Origin of the sequence: Mesorhizobium sp. M0159 (genome assembly GCF_040322295.1) — a bacterium.
GTDB lineage: Bacteria > Pseudomonadota > Alphaproteobacteria > Rhizobiales > Rhizobiaceae > Mesorhizobium.
In genome coordinates this window covers 161,818-174,414 of the sequence record NZ_JAMYTF010000002.1, presented here as the reverse complement: position 1 = coordinate 174,414, position 12,597 = coordinate 161,818, and the positions used below count along the sequence as shown (strand labels likewise).

General features: G+C 62.5%; 15 protein-coding genes. 7 read left to right on the top strand and 8 right to left on the bottom strand.

The features are described 5' to 3' along the window. Positions 1-144: 144 nt before the first annotated feature. From NKJ32_RS02780 to NKJ32_RS02770, 3 genes are all read right to left on the bottom strand, one after another. Entirely contained in the window at positions 145-702 is a 558-nt protein-coding gene (locus tag NKJ32_RS02780) for a fasciclin domain-containing protein (RefSeq protein ID WP_352682581.1), read from the bottom strand. Positions 703-906: 204 nt separating this feature from the next. Beyond that, entirely contained in the window at positions 907-1,611 is a 705-nt protein-coding gene (locus NKJ32_RS02775; protein ID WP_352826802.1) for an anti-sigma factor, read from the bottom strand. After that, the gene (locus NKJ32_RS02770; RefSeq protein WP_023677484.1) at positions 1,608-2,147 is read right to left on the bottom strand and encodes a sigma-70 family RNA polymerase sigma factor; all 540 of its coding nucleotides are present in this window, start codon (positions 2,145-2,147) and stop codon (positions 1,608-1,610) included. The genes NKJ32_RS02775 and NKJ32_RS02770 overlap by 4 nt, the downstream gene beginning before the upstream one ends. A gap of 126 nt (positions 2,148-2,273) precedes the next feature. Between NKJ32_RS02770 and NKJ32_RS02765 the strand changes: the two genes are divergently transcribed. Together NKJ32_RS02765 and argB are read left to right on the top strand one after the other, a co-directional pair. Further along, positions 2,274-3,770 (top strand): amidase, encoded by a 1,497-nt coding sequence (locus NKJ32_RS02765; RefSeq protein ID WP_352826768.1) that lies wholly within the window; start codon positions 2,274-2,276, stop codon positions 3,768-3,770. 96 nt (positions 3,771-3,866) lie between these two features. Then, complete coding sequence (argB, locus tag NKJ32_RS02760; protein WP_023677482.1) at positions 3,867-4,760, top strand: acetylglutamate kinase; 894 nt, start codon at positions 3,867-3,869, stop codon at positions 4,758-4,760. 19 nt (positions 4,761-4,779) lie between these two features. Here the strand turns inward: argB and bchE are convergent, their stop codons facing one another. After that, positions 4,780-6,318, bottom strand: coding sequence for a magnesium-protoporphyrin IX monomethyl ester anaerobic oxidative cyclase (gene bchE, locus NKJ32_RS02755; RefSeq protein WP_352826767.1), 1,539 nt, complete (start codon positions 6,316-6,318; stop codon positions 4,780-4,782). Positions 6,319-6,420: 102 nt separating this feature from the next. Further along, on the bottom strand, positions 6,421-6,897 hold the full coding sequence (locus NKJ32_RS02750; RefSeq protein WP_023677481.1) for an Lrp/AsnC family transcriptional regulator: 477 nt from the start codon (positions 6,895-6,897) through the stop codon (positions 6,421-6,423). Positions 6,898-7,037: 140 nt separating this feature from the next. Here NKJ32_RS02750 and phhA point away from each other — a divergent pair, with 140 nt between their 5' ends. Further along, positions 7,038-7,871, top strand: a complete 834-nt coding sequence (gene phhA, locus NKJ32_RS02745) for a phenylalanine 4-monooxygenase (protein WP_254815886.1) — start codon at positions 7,038-7,040, stop codon at positions 7,869-7,871. Here phhA and NKJ32_RS02740 read toward each other — a convergent pair. Continuing rightward, entirely contained in the window at positions 7,866-8,366 is a 501-nt protein-coding gene (locus tag NKJ32_RS02740) for a MarR family winged helix-turn-helix transcriptional regulator (RefSeq protein ID WP_023677479.1), read from the bottom strand. The genes phhA and NKJ32_RS02740 overlap by 6 nt on opposite strands. 93 nt (positions 8,367-8,459) lie before the next feature. Here NKJ32_RS02740 and NKJ32_RS02735 point away from each other — a divergent pair, with 93 nt between their 5' ends. Next, positions 8,460-8,627, top strand: a complete 168-nt coding sequence (locus NKJ32_RS02735; protein ID WP_352588558.1) for a hypothetical protein — start codon at positions 8,460-8,462, stop codon at positions 8,625-8,627. 49 nt (positions 8,628-8,676) lie between these two features. Here NKJ32_RS02735 and NKJ32_RS02730 read toward each other — a convergent pair whose 3' ends face one another. Continuing rightward, a complete protein-coding gene (locus NKJ32_RS02730) occupies positions 8,677-9,438 on the bottom strand; it encodes a GGDEF domain-containing protein (RefSeq protein ID WP_352701789.1) in 762 nt (253 codons plus the stop codon). Positions 9,439-9,599: 161 nt separating this feature from the next. On the opposite strand from NKJ32_RS02730, the gene NKJ32_RS02725 reads away from it, so the two are divergent. Then, entirely contained in the window at positions 9,600-10,307 is a 708-nt protein-coding gene (locus tag NKJ32_RS02725) for a pyrimidine 5'-nucleotidase (RefSeq protein ID WP_352826765.1), read from the top strand. Between the two features lie 34 nt (positions 10,308-10,341). Here NKJ32_RS02725 and NKJ32_RS02720 read toward each other — a convergent pair whose 3' ends face one another. Beyond that, positions 10,342-11,181, bottom strand: a complete 840-nt coding sequence (locus tag NKJ32_RS02720; RefSeq protein ID WP_352701793.1) for an LOG family protein — start codon at positions 11,179-11,181, stop codon at positions 10,342-10,344. A gap of 145 nt (positions 11,182-11,326) precedes the next feature. On the opposite strand from NKJ32_RS02720, the gene dapD reads away from it, so the two are divergent. Both dapD and NKJ32_RS02710 read left to right on the top strand, forming a co-directional pair. Further along, positions 11,327-12,181 carry a 2,3,4,5-tetrahydropyridine-2,6-dicarboxylate N-succinyltransferase gene (gene dapD / locus NKJ32_RS02715; RefSeq protein WP_023677474.1) on the top strand — a complete coding sequence of 285 codons (855 nt, stop codon included), beginning with the start codon at positions 11,327-11,329 and terminating at the stop codon, positions 12,179-12,181. 30 nt (positions 12,182-12,211) lie between these two features. Continuing rightward, a complete protein-coding gene (locus NKJ32_RS02710; RefSeq protein ID WP_023677473.1) occupies positions 12,212-12,589 on the top strand; it encodes a DUF805 domain-containing protein in 378 nt (125 codons plus the stop codon). Positions 12,590-12,597 lie beyond the last annotated feature (8 nt).

Here is a 12,597-nt window from a genome sequence, read left to right as displayed (position 1 = left end):
ATTCGACCGCCGCACGGAAATCAAAAGCCGGTGACGATCGCTGTCCTCAAAGCGGGACTCCGCGCCTATCCACATCTTGCGTGAACGGCGCGGAGTGTACGCAGGGAGGCCCTTAGCGATATCTTCGCCGGCAGCGTGCGTTTGTTACATCTTCGGCAGGAGAACCTTGTCGACGACGTGGATGACGCCGTTGGACTGCTCGACATCGGCGATCGTCACATTGGCGACGTTGCCGTTCTCGTCGGTCACGGTGACCTTGCCGCCGTCGGCCTTGAGCGACAGTTCGCAACCACCGACCGTCTTGACCTTGTGGGTGCCGCCGTCGTTCTTGACCATCTTGGCGACGTCGGCGGCCATCGCTTTGGCGCCGATGACATGGCAAGTCAGGATCTTGACGAGCTTGTCCTTGTTTTCAGGCCTGAGCAGCGTCTCCACCGTGCCGGCTGGAAGTGCCGCAAAGGCCTCGTTGGTCGGCGCGAACACAGTGAAGGGGCCAGCGCTTTGCAGCGTATCGACCAGGCCGCCTGCCTTGACGGCAGCGACCAGCGTCGTGTGGTCCTTCGAGTTGACAGCATTTTCGACGATGTTTTTCTGGGCATACATGGCGGCGCCGCCGACCATCGGATTTTGAGCATAGGCAATGGTGGCGAGCGCGGAAATGGCGACCGTTCCGGCAAGCAAAAGGGTGGCGGATTTACGCATGATTTCAATCTCCTCGGGTTATCGTTCCCCTCATTTGGGAACGCAAGGAGATACGCGATAGAAATGCTGGAGTTTCGTCCTCTCCGCAAAAAAATATTTGTCGCTGCAATTTGCCCGGCGCGGATCGACAGCCGCCAACAAGCTTTGCAGGCGTTTCAATCGCGGGAGATAGATTTCAGGTCTGCTTCCGGAGATGAGAAGCGGTCAGATGCTCTTCAGATCGCCCGCTGCGACCACCGGTCCAGTCGGCTGGCCGGTCGGTGAACCGCCGGCAGGCTCAACGCTGACCGCAAGCACGGCGCCTTTCGCCAATTTCTCCTGGACGGCGGGCGGGATGGCCAAATGCGCGGTCGCACCGGCCGGGATGACGCCCATCGACACCGGCGCCTTCTTGCCTTCGATCATCCACAGCTCGAAGTCGTTGCCGGCGGCCCGCTCGCCGGAAACGTGGGAAAGACCGACCTCGTGACGGGCGGCATCGTAGACGACGAGATATTTGACGTCGCTGCCTTCGGCCGCCAGCGAGGCGACAAGCCGCGCCTGCGGCGGTTCGGTGGACGGGCGGAAGTAAGGCACGGCGATGTAGATCGCCAGCGCCGCAATGGCGGCGGCGGCAAGACCGCGCCAGAAGCCAAGGCTCGACCACAGGCCGGCGCGCGGCTCTGCAGCGAACAGCCGGCGGTCCAATGCTTCCTTGACCCTGATCGGAGGCTCTGTCTCCGGATAGGCGGCGGCCATCGGCGAAAGATGCGCCTCCCAGGCATCGACAAGGCGCGCGAAGGCGGCGTCCGCATCGATGCGGCGCGACGCGATCTCGCGTTCATCGGCGGCCAGAACGCCAAGAACGTATTCGGCGGCGAACAGGTCGTCGCCCCCACGTTCCGGTCCATTGTCGTCAGCCAGCGTCATCTTTCCAGGCATTCTCTCAGTTTCAACAGGCTGCGGCGCAGCCAGGTCCGCATCGTGTTCAGCGGTACGCCATAGCGCTCCGCCAGTTCGGCATAGCTTTTGCCATCCAGATAGGCGCCCCGGACGGCCGCCGCCCGGTCCTTCTCCAATTCCTTGAGACAATGGTAGATGCGTTCGGACTCACCGCCCGCCACGGCCATGGCCTCCGGCCCCGGCGCCGGATCGGCCACGTCGAGCGCGGCATCGATATAGGCGGCAGGCTCTCGCCGCGCCCTGATCCGATCGATCGCATGATTGCGCGCAATGGCCACCAGCCAGGAGATCGGGCTCAGATCCGAAACGGCGAAACGGTCCGCCTTCGTCCATATCTTGACGAAGACCTCTTGAAGCGCCTCTTCTGCATCTCCCCGATCCTTCAATACACGAAGGCAGACGCCGAAAAGTTTCGCGCTGGTCTGCCGGTAGAGCAGATCGAACGCAGCCCGGTCCTTCATCGAAGTCCGGACAATCAGGTTGCTGATGTCCTGCGGCGTCATCCGCCGCCAAATTAGGCGATTGCAATGTATTTGCAACGACTGAAATGGTCTTGCGCACCGGCAGCGCCAGCGTCGATTGCCAATGAAATCGCCGCCCGCTAGCTTGCAATGAGCGGGAGGGCGACCATGTCGATCGAGCGGGTTCTGTGGGAGCATGACGCAACCGGCCAGGTCGCACTCGTGCACAAGGGAGAGATTACACCGCAAGATCTCGTCGATGCGGCGATCGCCCGGGCCGAGGCCACCCACCCGGAGATCAACGCCATCGCCGAACCGCTCTATGAGGCGGCGCGGGCGCGGGCGAAAACCGTCGACCGCAAGCTGCCGTTTGCCGGAGTGCCCTTTGCGCTGAAGGATCTTGGCATCGCTATGAAGGGCGTGCCGACGCATGGCGGCAGCCGCATCCCGGCCTTCACCCCCGATTTCAGCTCGGTGATGACGGAGCGCTATCTGGCCGCCGGCCTGATTCCGATCGCCACCAGCACCGCACCCGAACACGGGCTGAGGCTGGTGACCGAGTCGGTGGCTTACGGCGTCACCCGCAATCCATGGAACACCGCGCACACGACCGGCGGTTCCTCGGGCGGTGCGGCTGCGCTGGTCGCGGCCGGCGTCGTGCCGGTGGCACATGCCTCGGATGGCGGCGGCTCGATCAGGGTGCCTGCGGCTTGTACCGGGCTGATCGGGCTGAAAACCTCGCGAGGCCGCGTACCCTTGACGCCGCTCGTCACCGAAAGCTGGTACGGCTTCGTCGTCGACCATGCGTTGGCCCGCTCGGTGCGCGATACGGCCCTGCTGCTCGACCTGACCCACGGGCCTGACCCGCTGTCGCCCTACGCGGCACCCTCGCCGAACGGCAGTTTCACTGCGGCGGCTGGGCGCGATCCGGGCAAGCTCAAGCTCGCCTTCTATCGAAAATCGCCGCTCGGTCTGCCGATATCGGAAGAGACGTTGAAAGCTCTGGATGCTGCGATCGGGCTGGCGCGCGAAGGCGGACACAGCGTCGAGGAGATCGACCTGCCCTATATCGATCGCGATTTCATCGCCGATTTCGCCAGAACCGTCGCTGCGGCGGTGGCCGGCACGATGCGTGGCGAGGCCTTGCGCGTCGGCCGCTCCATCTCAGGCGACATCGAACGCGCCACGCGCGTGATGAGCCGGTTCGGTGAAATTCTCTCGGCCGGCGAAATCAATGCCGGCCTGCAGCGGCTGCACGCCACTTCGCGCCGGCTTATCGCCGAAACCGCGCACTATGATGCTGTGCTGATGCCAGTTATCGCGCACCCGCCGGTCGCCTGCGGCACCATGGACCCGAAAGGCGCCGACGAATTCATCGAGAATGTCCTGGACAGACTGCGCCTCGCCGGCCTGCTGAAGTTCAAGCCGCTATTCGGCCAGCTGATGGACAAGAGCCTGTGGTTCACCCACTGGCCGGCGATCCAGAACGTCAGCGGGCAACCGTCGATCACGCTTCCGGTTTACGTCACCGATGCCGGCCTGCCGCTCGGCGTCCAGGCCGCCGGCCGCCCCGGCGACGAGGAAACGCTTTTGTCGTTCGCTGCGCAGATGGAAAGGATCTCGGGCTGGCTGGGCCGACGGGCGCCGCTCCAGCGGCCGGCATAGGCGGTGATTTGATCGATCGTGACAGCAAAGCCGTTTGCCCCCTCGTCCAATTCCCGCTAAGACGCCGCCGTTCATGCCAAGCTGGGAACCACGCCGATGACGGATGTCGCCGCCACCGCCGAAATGCAGGCCGCGCTGCTTTCAAGGGCGCTGCCCTACATGCAGCGCTACGAGAACAAGACGGTCGTGGTGAAATATGGCGGCCACGCGATGGGCGACATCGCGCTCGGCAAGGCTTTCGCCCGCGACATCGCACTTTTGAAACAATCCGGCGTCAACCCGATCGTCGTGCATGGCGGCGGGCCGCAGATCGGCGCCATGCTCAGCAAGATGGGCATCGAATCCAAATTCGAGGGCGGCTTGCGCGTCACCGACCAGAAGACCGTCGAGATTGTCGAGATGGTGCTGGCCGGGTCGATCAACAAGGAGATCGTCGCGCTGATCAATGCCGAGGGCGAGTGGGCGATCGGCCTGTGCGGCAAGGACGGCAACATGGTGTTTGCCGAAAAGGCGCGCAAGACCATGATCGATCCGGATTCCAACATCGAACGGGTGCTCGACCTGGGCTTCGTTGGTGAGCCTGTCGAGGTCGACCGCACATTGCTCGACCTCCTGGCGCGGTCCGAAATGATCCCGGTGCTGGCGCCGGTGGCGCCCGGCCGCGACGGCCATACCTACAACATCAACGCCGACACTTTTGCCGGCGCCATCGCCGGCGCCTGCCAGGCGACGCGCCTGCTGTTCCTTACCGACGTGCCCGGCGTGCTCGACAAGGACAAGAAGCTGATCGACGAGTTGACCGTGGCCGAGGCCAAGGCCTTGATCAAGGACGGCACGGTCTCGGGCGGCATGATCCCCAAAGTCGAGACCTGCATCGAGGCAATCGAGCGCGGCGTCGCAGGCGTCGTCATCCTTAACGGCAAGACGCCGCATGCGGTGCTGCTCGAGCTGTTCACCGAACACGGCGCCGGCACGCTGATCGTGCCGTGAGGCCGGGTGTCTGAGGGGCTCAAGCGTTTGGCGAAATAGCGGTCACGGACTGACGCGACAGGCGTTCGACAACCATCGATTCTTCTTCCTCGTCTTGCGGCGCGCCCCAGAATTCGGCGAGCGTCGGGCCATTTTTCAGGCGGCGGTCGCGGACCAGAAAGCCCCAGACTTCGCGGAACCAGACGCGGCGGCCCATTTTGGTGTACCAGCGCATCGAATGCCGTTGCTCCGGATCCTTGTGGAACAGGATGCGCGCCAGCGCCTTGGGCCGCGACTGCACGGCCAGTTCGATCAGCTTGACGGCGAAGAACAACATCCACGGCTTGAGGCGCGTCATCCGCAGCACCTGGTGCTTGTAGTCCCACAGGCGGGCGTCCAGTTGGATCACCTTGCGGTCCCTGGCAATCCTGAAGAACGGCGTCCAGCGGTGGGGCGTTACATAGAGCGCCTGGATCTGGTCGGGGTCATAAGCGATCAGCTGGCGGAAGCCGCGCCAGAGGTCGCGCAAACTTTCGTCCTCGAAACCGGCCACCCAGGTCGCCATCGACAAGATGCCGTTGAGGCGCAGCAGCCGTATCGCCTCGCGGTCGGACGAGGTGCTGCCGCCCTTGCGGATCAATGCAAGCGTCTGCTCGTCGGTATTTTCCATGCCAAGCAGCCAGCGGATGACGCCGGCCTGGCGATAGAGATGCAGGCTGTCGGCGTCGCGGACGATGTCGTCGGCGCGGGTGGAGCCGACGATCAGCACCGGCACATTCTCGGCGATCATCGCGTCGAGAAAGGCACGCCAGGCTTTTTTGGAGGATGTCGGGTTCTCGTCGGCGAGGTTGATCAGCTCGACGCCATGCTCGCGGTGCAGCCAGGCGATCTCTTGCGCGAATTTCACGGGGTCGCGATGCCGCCATCGCGTCCAGAAGCCGCGCTGGCCGCAATAATTGCACAGATGTGGGCAGCCTCGCGAGAACTGCATGACCACCGCACGCTTGCCTCCCCAATAGCTGTAGCGACTGAAATCGATCAGTTCCCAGCCGATGCGGTAGACGTCGAGGTTGGCGATCGTTCTTGCCGGCTTGGTGGCAAAGGGCTGGCGCAAATCGTCAGGAAAAGCGATCCCCGCCACGTCCGACAGCGGCTTGCGTTTCTCAAGCGCTTCGACCAGCGCGACGATTGTCGCCTCGCCCTCGCCGCGCACGATGAAGTCGAAGGCATGCGTTTCGGCCAGTATGTCGCGCCAGTGATAGGTCGGAAACACGCCGCCATAAATCAGGATTGTCGCTGGCTCGATGTCCTTGACCATGCCGGCGATCAGCAGGGCTGTCGGATGCGCAGAGGTCGAGCCGGAATGGCCGATCAGAATGCAGTCGGGATGATCGCTCAAGGCGTCCCGGACCAGCGTGGCAAGCGGCATCGGCCCGAATTCGGCATCGACGAGCCGCACCTCGTGTCCCGCGTCGATCAGCGGACCGCCCAGTGTCAGCAAGCCGAGCGGCGGCAGATGGTCGTCCGGCACACGGCTGCCGATGGCGGTATGCGGCGGGTTGATCAGGACGATTTTCATGGCGGGCCTTATGCAATGGCGGTCCGCATGTCGTAGTCGGCGATCTAGTTCCGGAGATTGGCTCGCTTCAGCAGTTTGTGTGCAGCTTTTCCGCAGAAATGCCTATCGTCTGAGATGTGCAAGCGGGACATGGCCGGGCCCCTTGATGTTCTGCAGCACAAGCTGAGTGTGTACGTCGCGCACGCCTTCGAGCCGCATCAGCCGGTGCATGACGAAGGCATTGAGCTCGTCGACCGACGGCACCATGACATGCAGCAGGAAATCGTAGTCTCCAGTCATCGTCCAGCACGACGACACCTCGTCCATGCGCTGCACGGCGGCGATAAAGGTTTCGGGCGAGCCGTCGCTGTGGGTTACGAGGCGCACCTGGATGAACACTTCGACCATCAGCCCGACGGCGCGGCGGCTGAGCACCGCAGCAAAGCCCTTTATGATGCCCGCCTGCTGAAGGGCCTCGAAGCGCCGCGCGCAAGGTGTCGTCGACAGCCCAATCTCCTGCGCCAATTCGGAGACCGGCTTGCGCCCGTCGCGCTGCAGGATGTCGAGCATCTTGATCTCGAATTCATCAAACTGAGGCATTTTCACTCTCCCAAAGCTCGATCGTGGAGTCTTTTACCTCCAACCCCGCATTTGAGCCACCATCAAAGCTGATTTGCCTCGCGCCATCCCGCTAGAATTTCCGGCAATCCGTTGATCATGATTTCCAGGGAGAGCAAGCCATGACAATGAACGTTGCCGACTATGCCCGCGAATGCGCGGCGCGAGGCCTTCGCGGCGATTATTCGGTCTGCCGTGCCGATTTCACCGTGGCGCAGGGCTACAATTACAGCGACGAAGAACAGGCGGTGTGGCGCACGCTGTGCGACCGCCAGACGAAGCTGACCAGGAAGCTCGCCCACCACTCCTACCTCGACGGCGTCGCGGCGCTCGGTCTTCTCGACAAGATCCCGGATTTCGGTGCGGTCAGCGAGAAGCTGCGCAAGTTCACCGGCTGGGAGATCGTCGCCGTGCCGGGGCTCATCCCCGCCCAGCCGTTCTTCGACCACCTCGCCAACCGCCGGTTCCCGGTCACCAACTGGCTGCGAACCCAAAAGGAGCTCGACTACATCGTCGAGCCCGACATGTTCCACGATTTCTTCGGTCACGTGCCGATCCTGACGCAGCCGGTCTTTGCCGACTTCATGCAGATGTATGGCAAAAAGGCCGACAGCGTGATTGCGCTCGGCGGCGACGAGATGATCACCAGGCTTTACTGGTACACCGTCGAATACGGGCTGATACGCGAGCCGGGGCAGCCGCTGAAGGCTTTCGGTGCCGGGCTGATGTCATCCTTCACCGAGCTTCAGTTCGCGGTCGAAGGCGGCGAGGCGCACCATGTCCCCTTCGACCTGGAAACCGTAATGCGCACCGGCTACGAGATCGACAAGTTCCAGCGTGCCTATTTCGTGCTGCCGTCGTTCGACGCCCTGCGTGATGCTTTCGAGACCGCCGATCTTGCGGCGATCGTGGCGCGCCGCAAAGGCGAGCCAGCGCTCGACCCGGCGAGCCTATAGGCTGTCGGCTGTTTCCAACGCCTCGGCCTTCAGCCGGGCCAGTTGGTCGCGCTGAAGGTCGAGGGACGCCGTGACGAAGCGCAGGATCGTGGCGAGCTCAGTGTCGCTGAATGTGGCGATCACCTTTTCCCCCTCCTGCGCGATCGCGCCATAATAGCGCGTCGATAGTTCTCGCGTGAGTTCCGTCGCCTCTATGACCACCTTGCGCCTGTCCTCAAGGCTGCGCGTTCGTGTCAGCAGGCCGCGCGCCTCCAGCCGGTCGATCAGCGCGGTGACCGCGGCCGGCGTCAATCCTGTTGCGGCCGCGACCTCGCCAGCCGATCGCGGGCCGCCATAGAGCAGCGCCAGGCAATGGCGTTCCGCCATACTCAGCCCAAGCCTATCGCCCACTGCCTCGTCATAAGCCTGCGTCGCGTCCTGCCAGCCCATAATGGCAAGGCTGATGGCGGTCTTCATGTCGGCCCGATTCATGCTTGACGAATTTATTTCGACCATCTAACTATCAATCTGCCTAACATTACGTCCATTATAGTAATATGCTGCATCAGGCGCAAGGCAAGGCCTGTCGCAGCCTGCAAGGAGTGAAACATGAATCAGACCCCAACGCGCGGCCTACTCACACCGGCCGAGGAGTTCAAATATGCCAAGCTGGCGATGGAGTGGTATGGCTGGGGCTCTCCCATTGGCCTTGGCATCGCTCTGGTCGCGCTGGCGGCGGCCGCCCTGCTGTTCCGCATCGCCATCTTCGGATTTTGACAGTCTGGCAGCGGCGCGGTTGAATGCAGCAGAAGGCTTAGGACCGAGCTCAGGCGGCTTCGGAAATATCGCGGTCGATGATCGACAGATTGCGGCCGCGATGCTTGGCCTCGTAGAGCCGCTGGTCGGCGGCGCGCATTAGCTCCGACACTGCGGCGTCTCTGCCGCAGGTGATGCCGCCAATACTGACTGTCAGCGGAACCGTTCGTTCGTCGACGGGCCGGAAACGGATACGCTCGACTTCACGGCGGATGCGCTCGGCGACGCGCCTGGCCTCGTGTTCGGTGGCACCAATCAGAAGGGCGCAGAATTCCTCGCCGCCGATGCGGCCAAGCACGTCGCCGCTGCGCACGCCACGCTCTATCGCGTTTGCGATCAGCAGCAGCGCATCGTCGCCGATCAGATGGCCGTAGCTGTCGTTGATGGTCTTGAAATGGTCGGCATCGACGATCAGCAATGCCCCGCGATCGGATTTGCGCCGGGAGCCGTCGAGAGCGGCAAAGAAACTTTCGCGGTTGAGCATGCCGGTCATGTCGTCGCGGCTCGCCTTTTCCGCCAAGCGCCTGTGCGCGGCGGCGAGTTGGGCATGGGCGCGGGCGAGCTCGCGATGCGCGGTCTGCAACCTTTCGCCCTGCCAGAACGTATAGGCGCCGATGCTCCAGGCAAGCGCGAGCGGGCACACGGTGGATGTCAGCCAGATGGTGCGATTGATCGGAAACCCCATTGCCGGCACGACAATCAGCGTCAGCAAAAGCGAGACCGCGACGGAGGCGAAAGCGATGGCGGCAGACTTTAGAAATATGCGATTCATCGCTTGCTCCCACTGGTCCGTCTTGGTTCCAGCAAAGCGCTGAATGTCACCTTTCGGCGATGCTTAAGATTTTAATCATGGCGCCATTTTTACCACCCAGGGCGCGCATAGGTTGTGGATAAACCTCCTGTTAGAAAGATCGTTTCGTGCCATAAGGACGTATGACCACACTTCCCGACCCCGCCCGCTTTGCCCATGTCACCGACTGGGTGTTCGATCTCGACAACACGCTTTATCCGCATCATTCGAATCTGTTCTCGCAGATCGATGTGAAGATGACCGCCTACGTCGGAGAATTGCTGACACTGCCGCGCGAGGAAGCACGCAAGCTGCAAAAGGAGCTCTACCGCGAATACGGCACGACGCTGAACGGATTGATGACGCGCCACGGCATCGACCCCGATGATTTTCTTGAGAAGGTGCACGACATCGATTATTCCTGGCTGGTTCCAGATCCCGTCCTCGGCACCGCCATTCGCCAGCTTCCCGGCCGTAAATTCATCTTCACCAACGGGGATCGCCGGCATGCCGAACGCACCGCGCGGCAGCTGGGCATTCTCGAGCATTTCGATGATATTTTCGATATCGTCGCAGCCGGACTGAACCCCAAGCCGGCGCGGCAATCCTATGAGAAATTTGCCGAACTCCACGCCGTTACCGGGCAAAATGCGGTGATGTTCGAAGATCTCGCCCGCAACCTGTCGGTGCCGAAATCGCTGGGCATGACCACGGTGCTGGTGGTGCCGCGCAATTTCGAGCCGACCTTCTCGGAAATCTGGGAACGCGACTCGGCCAACGAGGACGATGTGGACTTCGTCACCGACGATCTCGCCGGCTTTCTCACGGCGATCGTCGAAGTCCCTGCTTGAGGCAGCCGGCGCGCTTCAAGTCCTTGCTTGCATGTCAAAGTTTATAGAAGCGGCTGACGATCCCCCAGGCCTCGTCGGCAGTGTCGACGAAATCGATGATATCCTGGTCGCCGGGCGTGATCGTGCCTTGCTCGGCGAGGAAATCGAGGTCGATCGCCCTTGCCCAGAAAGCCTTGCCGAACAGGATGACCGGCACGCGTTCCATGCGGCCGGTCTGGATCAGGGTCAGCGTTTCGAAGAACTCGTCCATCGTGCCGAAGCCGCCTGGAAACACCGCAACGGCCTTGGCACGCATGACGAAATGCATCTTGCGGACCGCGAAATAGTGGAAGTTGAAGCAGAGTTCCGGCGTCACGTAGGCGTTTGGCGCCTGCTCGTGCGGCAGCACGATGTTGAGACCGATCGACGGCGCGCCAACATCGTCGGCGCCACGATTGCCGGCCTCCATGACGCCCGGCCCGCCGCCGGTCACCACGACGAATTCGCGAAAGTACGAGGTGGCCGATTGCTGCGAGCAGAGGCGGGCGAATTTGCGCGCCTCCTCGTAATATTTGCTGTTTTGCTCGAGGTTCTTCTTCTGCGTCTCGTTCTTGGCCGCCCAGGCTTCGCCGCCGGGCTCGGGAATGCGGGCGCCGCCGAACAGGATGACGGTCGATTGGATGCCGCGCTCGGCCAGGATCATCTCCGGTTTCAGCAGTTCGAGCTGCAGCCTGACCGCGCGCAACTCGCGCCGCGTCATGAAATCGGGATCGTTCCAGGCCAGCCGGTATGTCTCCGCGCGCGTTTGCGGCGTGTCCGGCACGCTTCTCGACCGCTCCAGATCCTCGTCCGAATGCGGCAGCGGCGTCCATCCCGCCTTTTCCATGGGAGTCATATTTGCTTTACCCGTCCAATCATTCACTTGCGCCGTCCCGTGACGCTGCCGCGATTGACCCTCCCCAAGCCTTCACATAGGGTCCGCGCGACTTTCAAACAGGTTAAGGCGCCGGCCCTTAACAGCTTGGTAATGGAGCGAATTCATGTCGAAGCCCGATCTCGCGAGCCTCGAGGAGATTATCGAGAACGCCTTCGAGGAACGCGACACGATTTCGACCGCAACCCGCGGCGAGACGCGCGAGGCCATCCAATCGGCGCTCGACCTGCTCGACCGGGGCGTCGCCCGCGTCGCCGAGCGGCAGGCCGACGGCAAATGGCACGTCAACCAGTGGCTGAAGAAAGCGGTGCTGCTGTCCTTCCGGCTCACCCCGATGGAGATCATAAAGGGTGGTCCCGGTCAGGCGGTATGGTGGGACAAGGTGCCCTCGAAATTCGACGGCTGGAGCGCCGTCGATTTCGAGAAGGCGGGCTTCCGCGCCGTGCCGTCGTCGATCGTGCGCCGCTCCGCCTATGTCGCGCCCGGCGCCGTGCTGATGCCGTCCTTCGTCAATGTCGGCGCCTATGTCGACAGCGGCACCATGGTCGACACCTGGGCTTCGGTCGGCTCCTGTGCCCAGATCGGCAAGAATGTGCATCTGTCGGGCGGTGTCGGCATCGGCGGTGTGCTGGAGCCGATGCAGGCCGGCCCAACCATCATCGAGGACAATTGCTTCATCGGCGCCCGTTCCGAAGTGGTCGAAGGCTGCATCGTGCGCGAAGGCTCGGTGCTCGGCATGGGCGTCTTCATCGGCCAGTCGACCAAGATCGTCGACCGCGCCACCGGCGAGATCTTCTACGGCGAGGTGCCGCCTAATTCCGTCGTCGTCGCCGGCTCGCTGCCGGGCAAACCTTTTCCAAACAACGAGCCCGGCCCCAGCCTCTACTGCGCCGTCATCGTCAAGCGGGTCGACGCCAGAACCCGTTCCAAGACATCGATCAACGAATTGCTGCGCGATTGATCTTTCTCAACGAATACGGACGGAATTCGCTTGCCTGACAGATCAGACCTCATCTGGCTTTTCTTCAGAACTTCGGGCCGCGTCAGCCGCGCGGCCTATTTTCTGGGAGGACTGCTGGTGGCCATCATACAGGCCCTCCCACTCTACCGTTTCACGCTGGTTCCGGAAGGCACTACCGAGAGCAACATGTGGTCGTTCATTTTCTTCATCGCCTTCATTGCCTCGCTTTGGTCGAACGTGGTGCTGGCGGTGAAGCGGTTGCATGACCTCGACAAGCCGGGCGTTGCGGCGCTGGTGCTGTTCGTGCCGGTTGTCTCGATTATCGCTTTCCTCGTGCTTTGCCTGTTTCCCGGGCAGCCGGGACCCAACCGCTACGGCAAGCGCACCAACGCACCGGCCGAACCCTGAGCGCCGAT

Excerpts from the sequence above, each read along its gene's own strand:
- NKJ32_RS02780 (WP_352682581.1), bottom strand. The coding sequence starts at position 702 with ATGCGTAAATCCGCCACCCTTTTGCTTGCCGGAACGGTCGCCATTTCC.
- NKJ32_RS02775 (WP_352826802.1), bottom strand. The coding sequence starts at position 1,611 with ATGACGCTGGCTGACGACAATGGACCGGAACGTGGGGGCGACGACCTG.
- NKJ32_RS02770 (WP_023677484.1), bottom strand. The coding sequence starts at position 2,147 with ATGACGCCGCAGGACATCAGCAACCTGATTGTCCGGACTTCGATGAAG.
- NKJ32_RS02765 (WP_352826768.1), top strand. The coding sequence starts at position 2,274 with ATGTCGATCGAGCGGGTTCTGTGGGAGCATGACGCAACCGGCCAGGTC.
- argB (WP_023677482.1), top strand. The coding sequence starts at position 3,867 with ATGACGGATGTCGCCGCCACCGCCGAAATGCAGGCCGCGCTGCTTTCA.
- bchE (WP_352826767.1), bottom strand. The coding sequence starts at position 6,318 with ATGAAAATCGTCCTGATCAACCCGCCGCATACCGCCATCGGCAGCCGT.
- NKJ32_RS02750 (WP_023677481.1), bottom strand. The coding sequence starts at position 6,897 with ATGCCTCAGTTTGATGAATTCGAGATCAAGATGCTCGACATCCTGCAG.
- phhA (WP_254815886.1), top strand. The coding sequence starts at position 7,038 with ATGACAATGAACGTTGCCGACTATGCCCGCGAATGCGCGGCGCGAGGC.
- NKJ32_RS02740 (WP_023677479.1), bottom strand. The coding sequence starts at position 8,366 with ATGGTCGAAATAAATTCGTCAAGCATGAATCGGGCCGACATGAAGACC.
- NKJ32_RS02735 (WP_352588558.1), top strand. The coding sequence starts at position 8,460 with ATGAATCAGACCCCAACGCGCGGCCTACTCACACCGGCCGAGGAGTTC.
- NKJ32_RS02730 (WP_352701789.1), bottom strand. The coding sequence starts at position 9,438 with ATGAATCGCATATTTCTAAAGTCTGCCGCCATCGCTTTCGCCTCCGTC.
- NKJ32_RS02725 (WP_352826765.1), top strand. The coding sequence starts at position 9,600 with ATGACCACACTTCCCGACCCCGCCCGCTTTGCCCATGTCACCGACTGG.
- NKJ32_RS02720 (WP_352701793.1), bottom strand. The coding sequence starts at position 11,181 with ATGACTCCCATGGAAAAGGCGGGATGGACGCCGCTGCCGCATTCGGAC.
- dapD (WP_023677474.1), top strand. The coding sequence starts at position 11,327 with ATGTCGAAGCCCGATCTCGCGAGCCTCGAGGAGATTATCGAGAACGCC.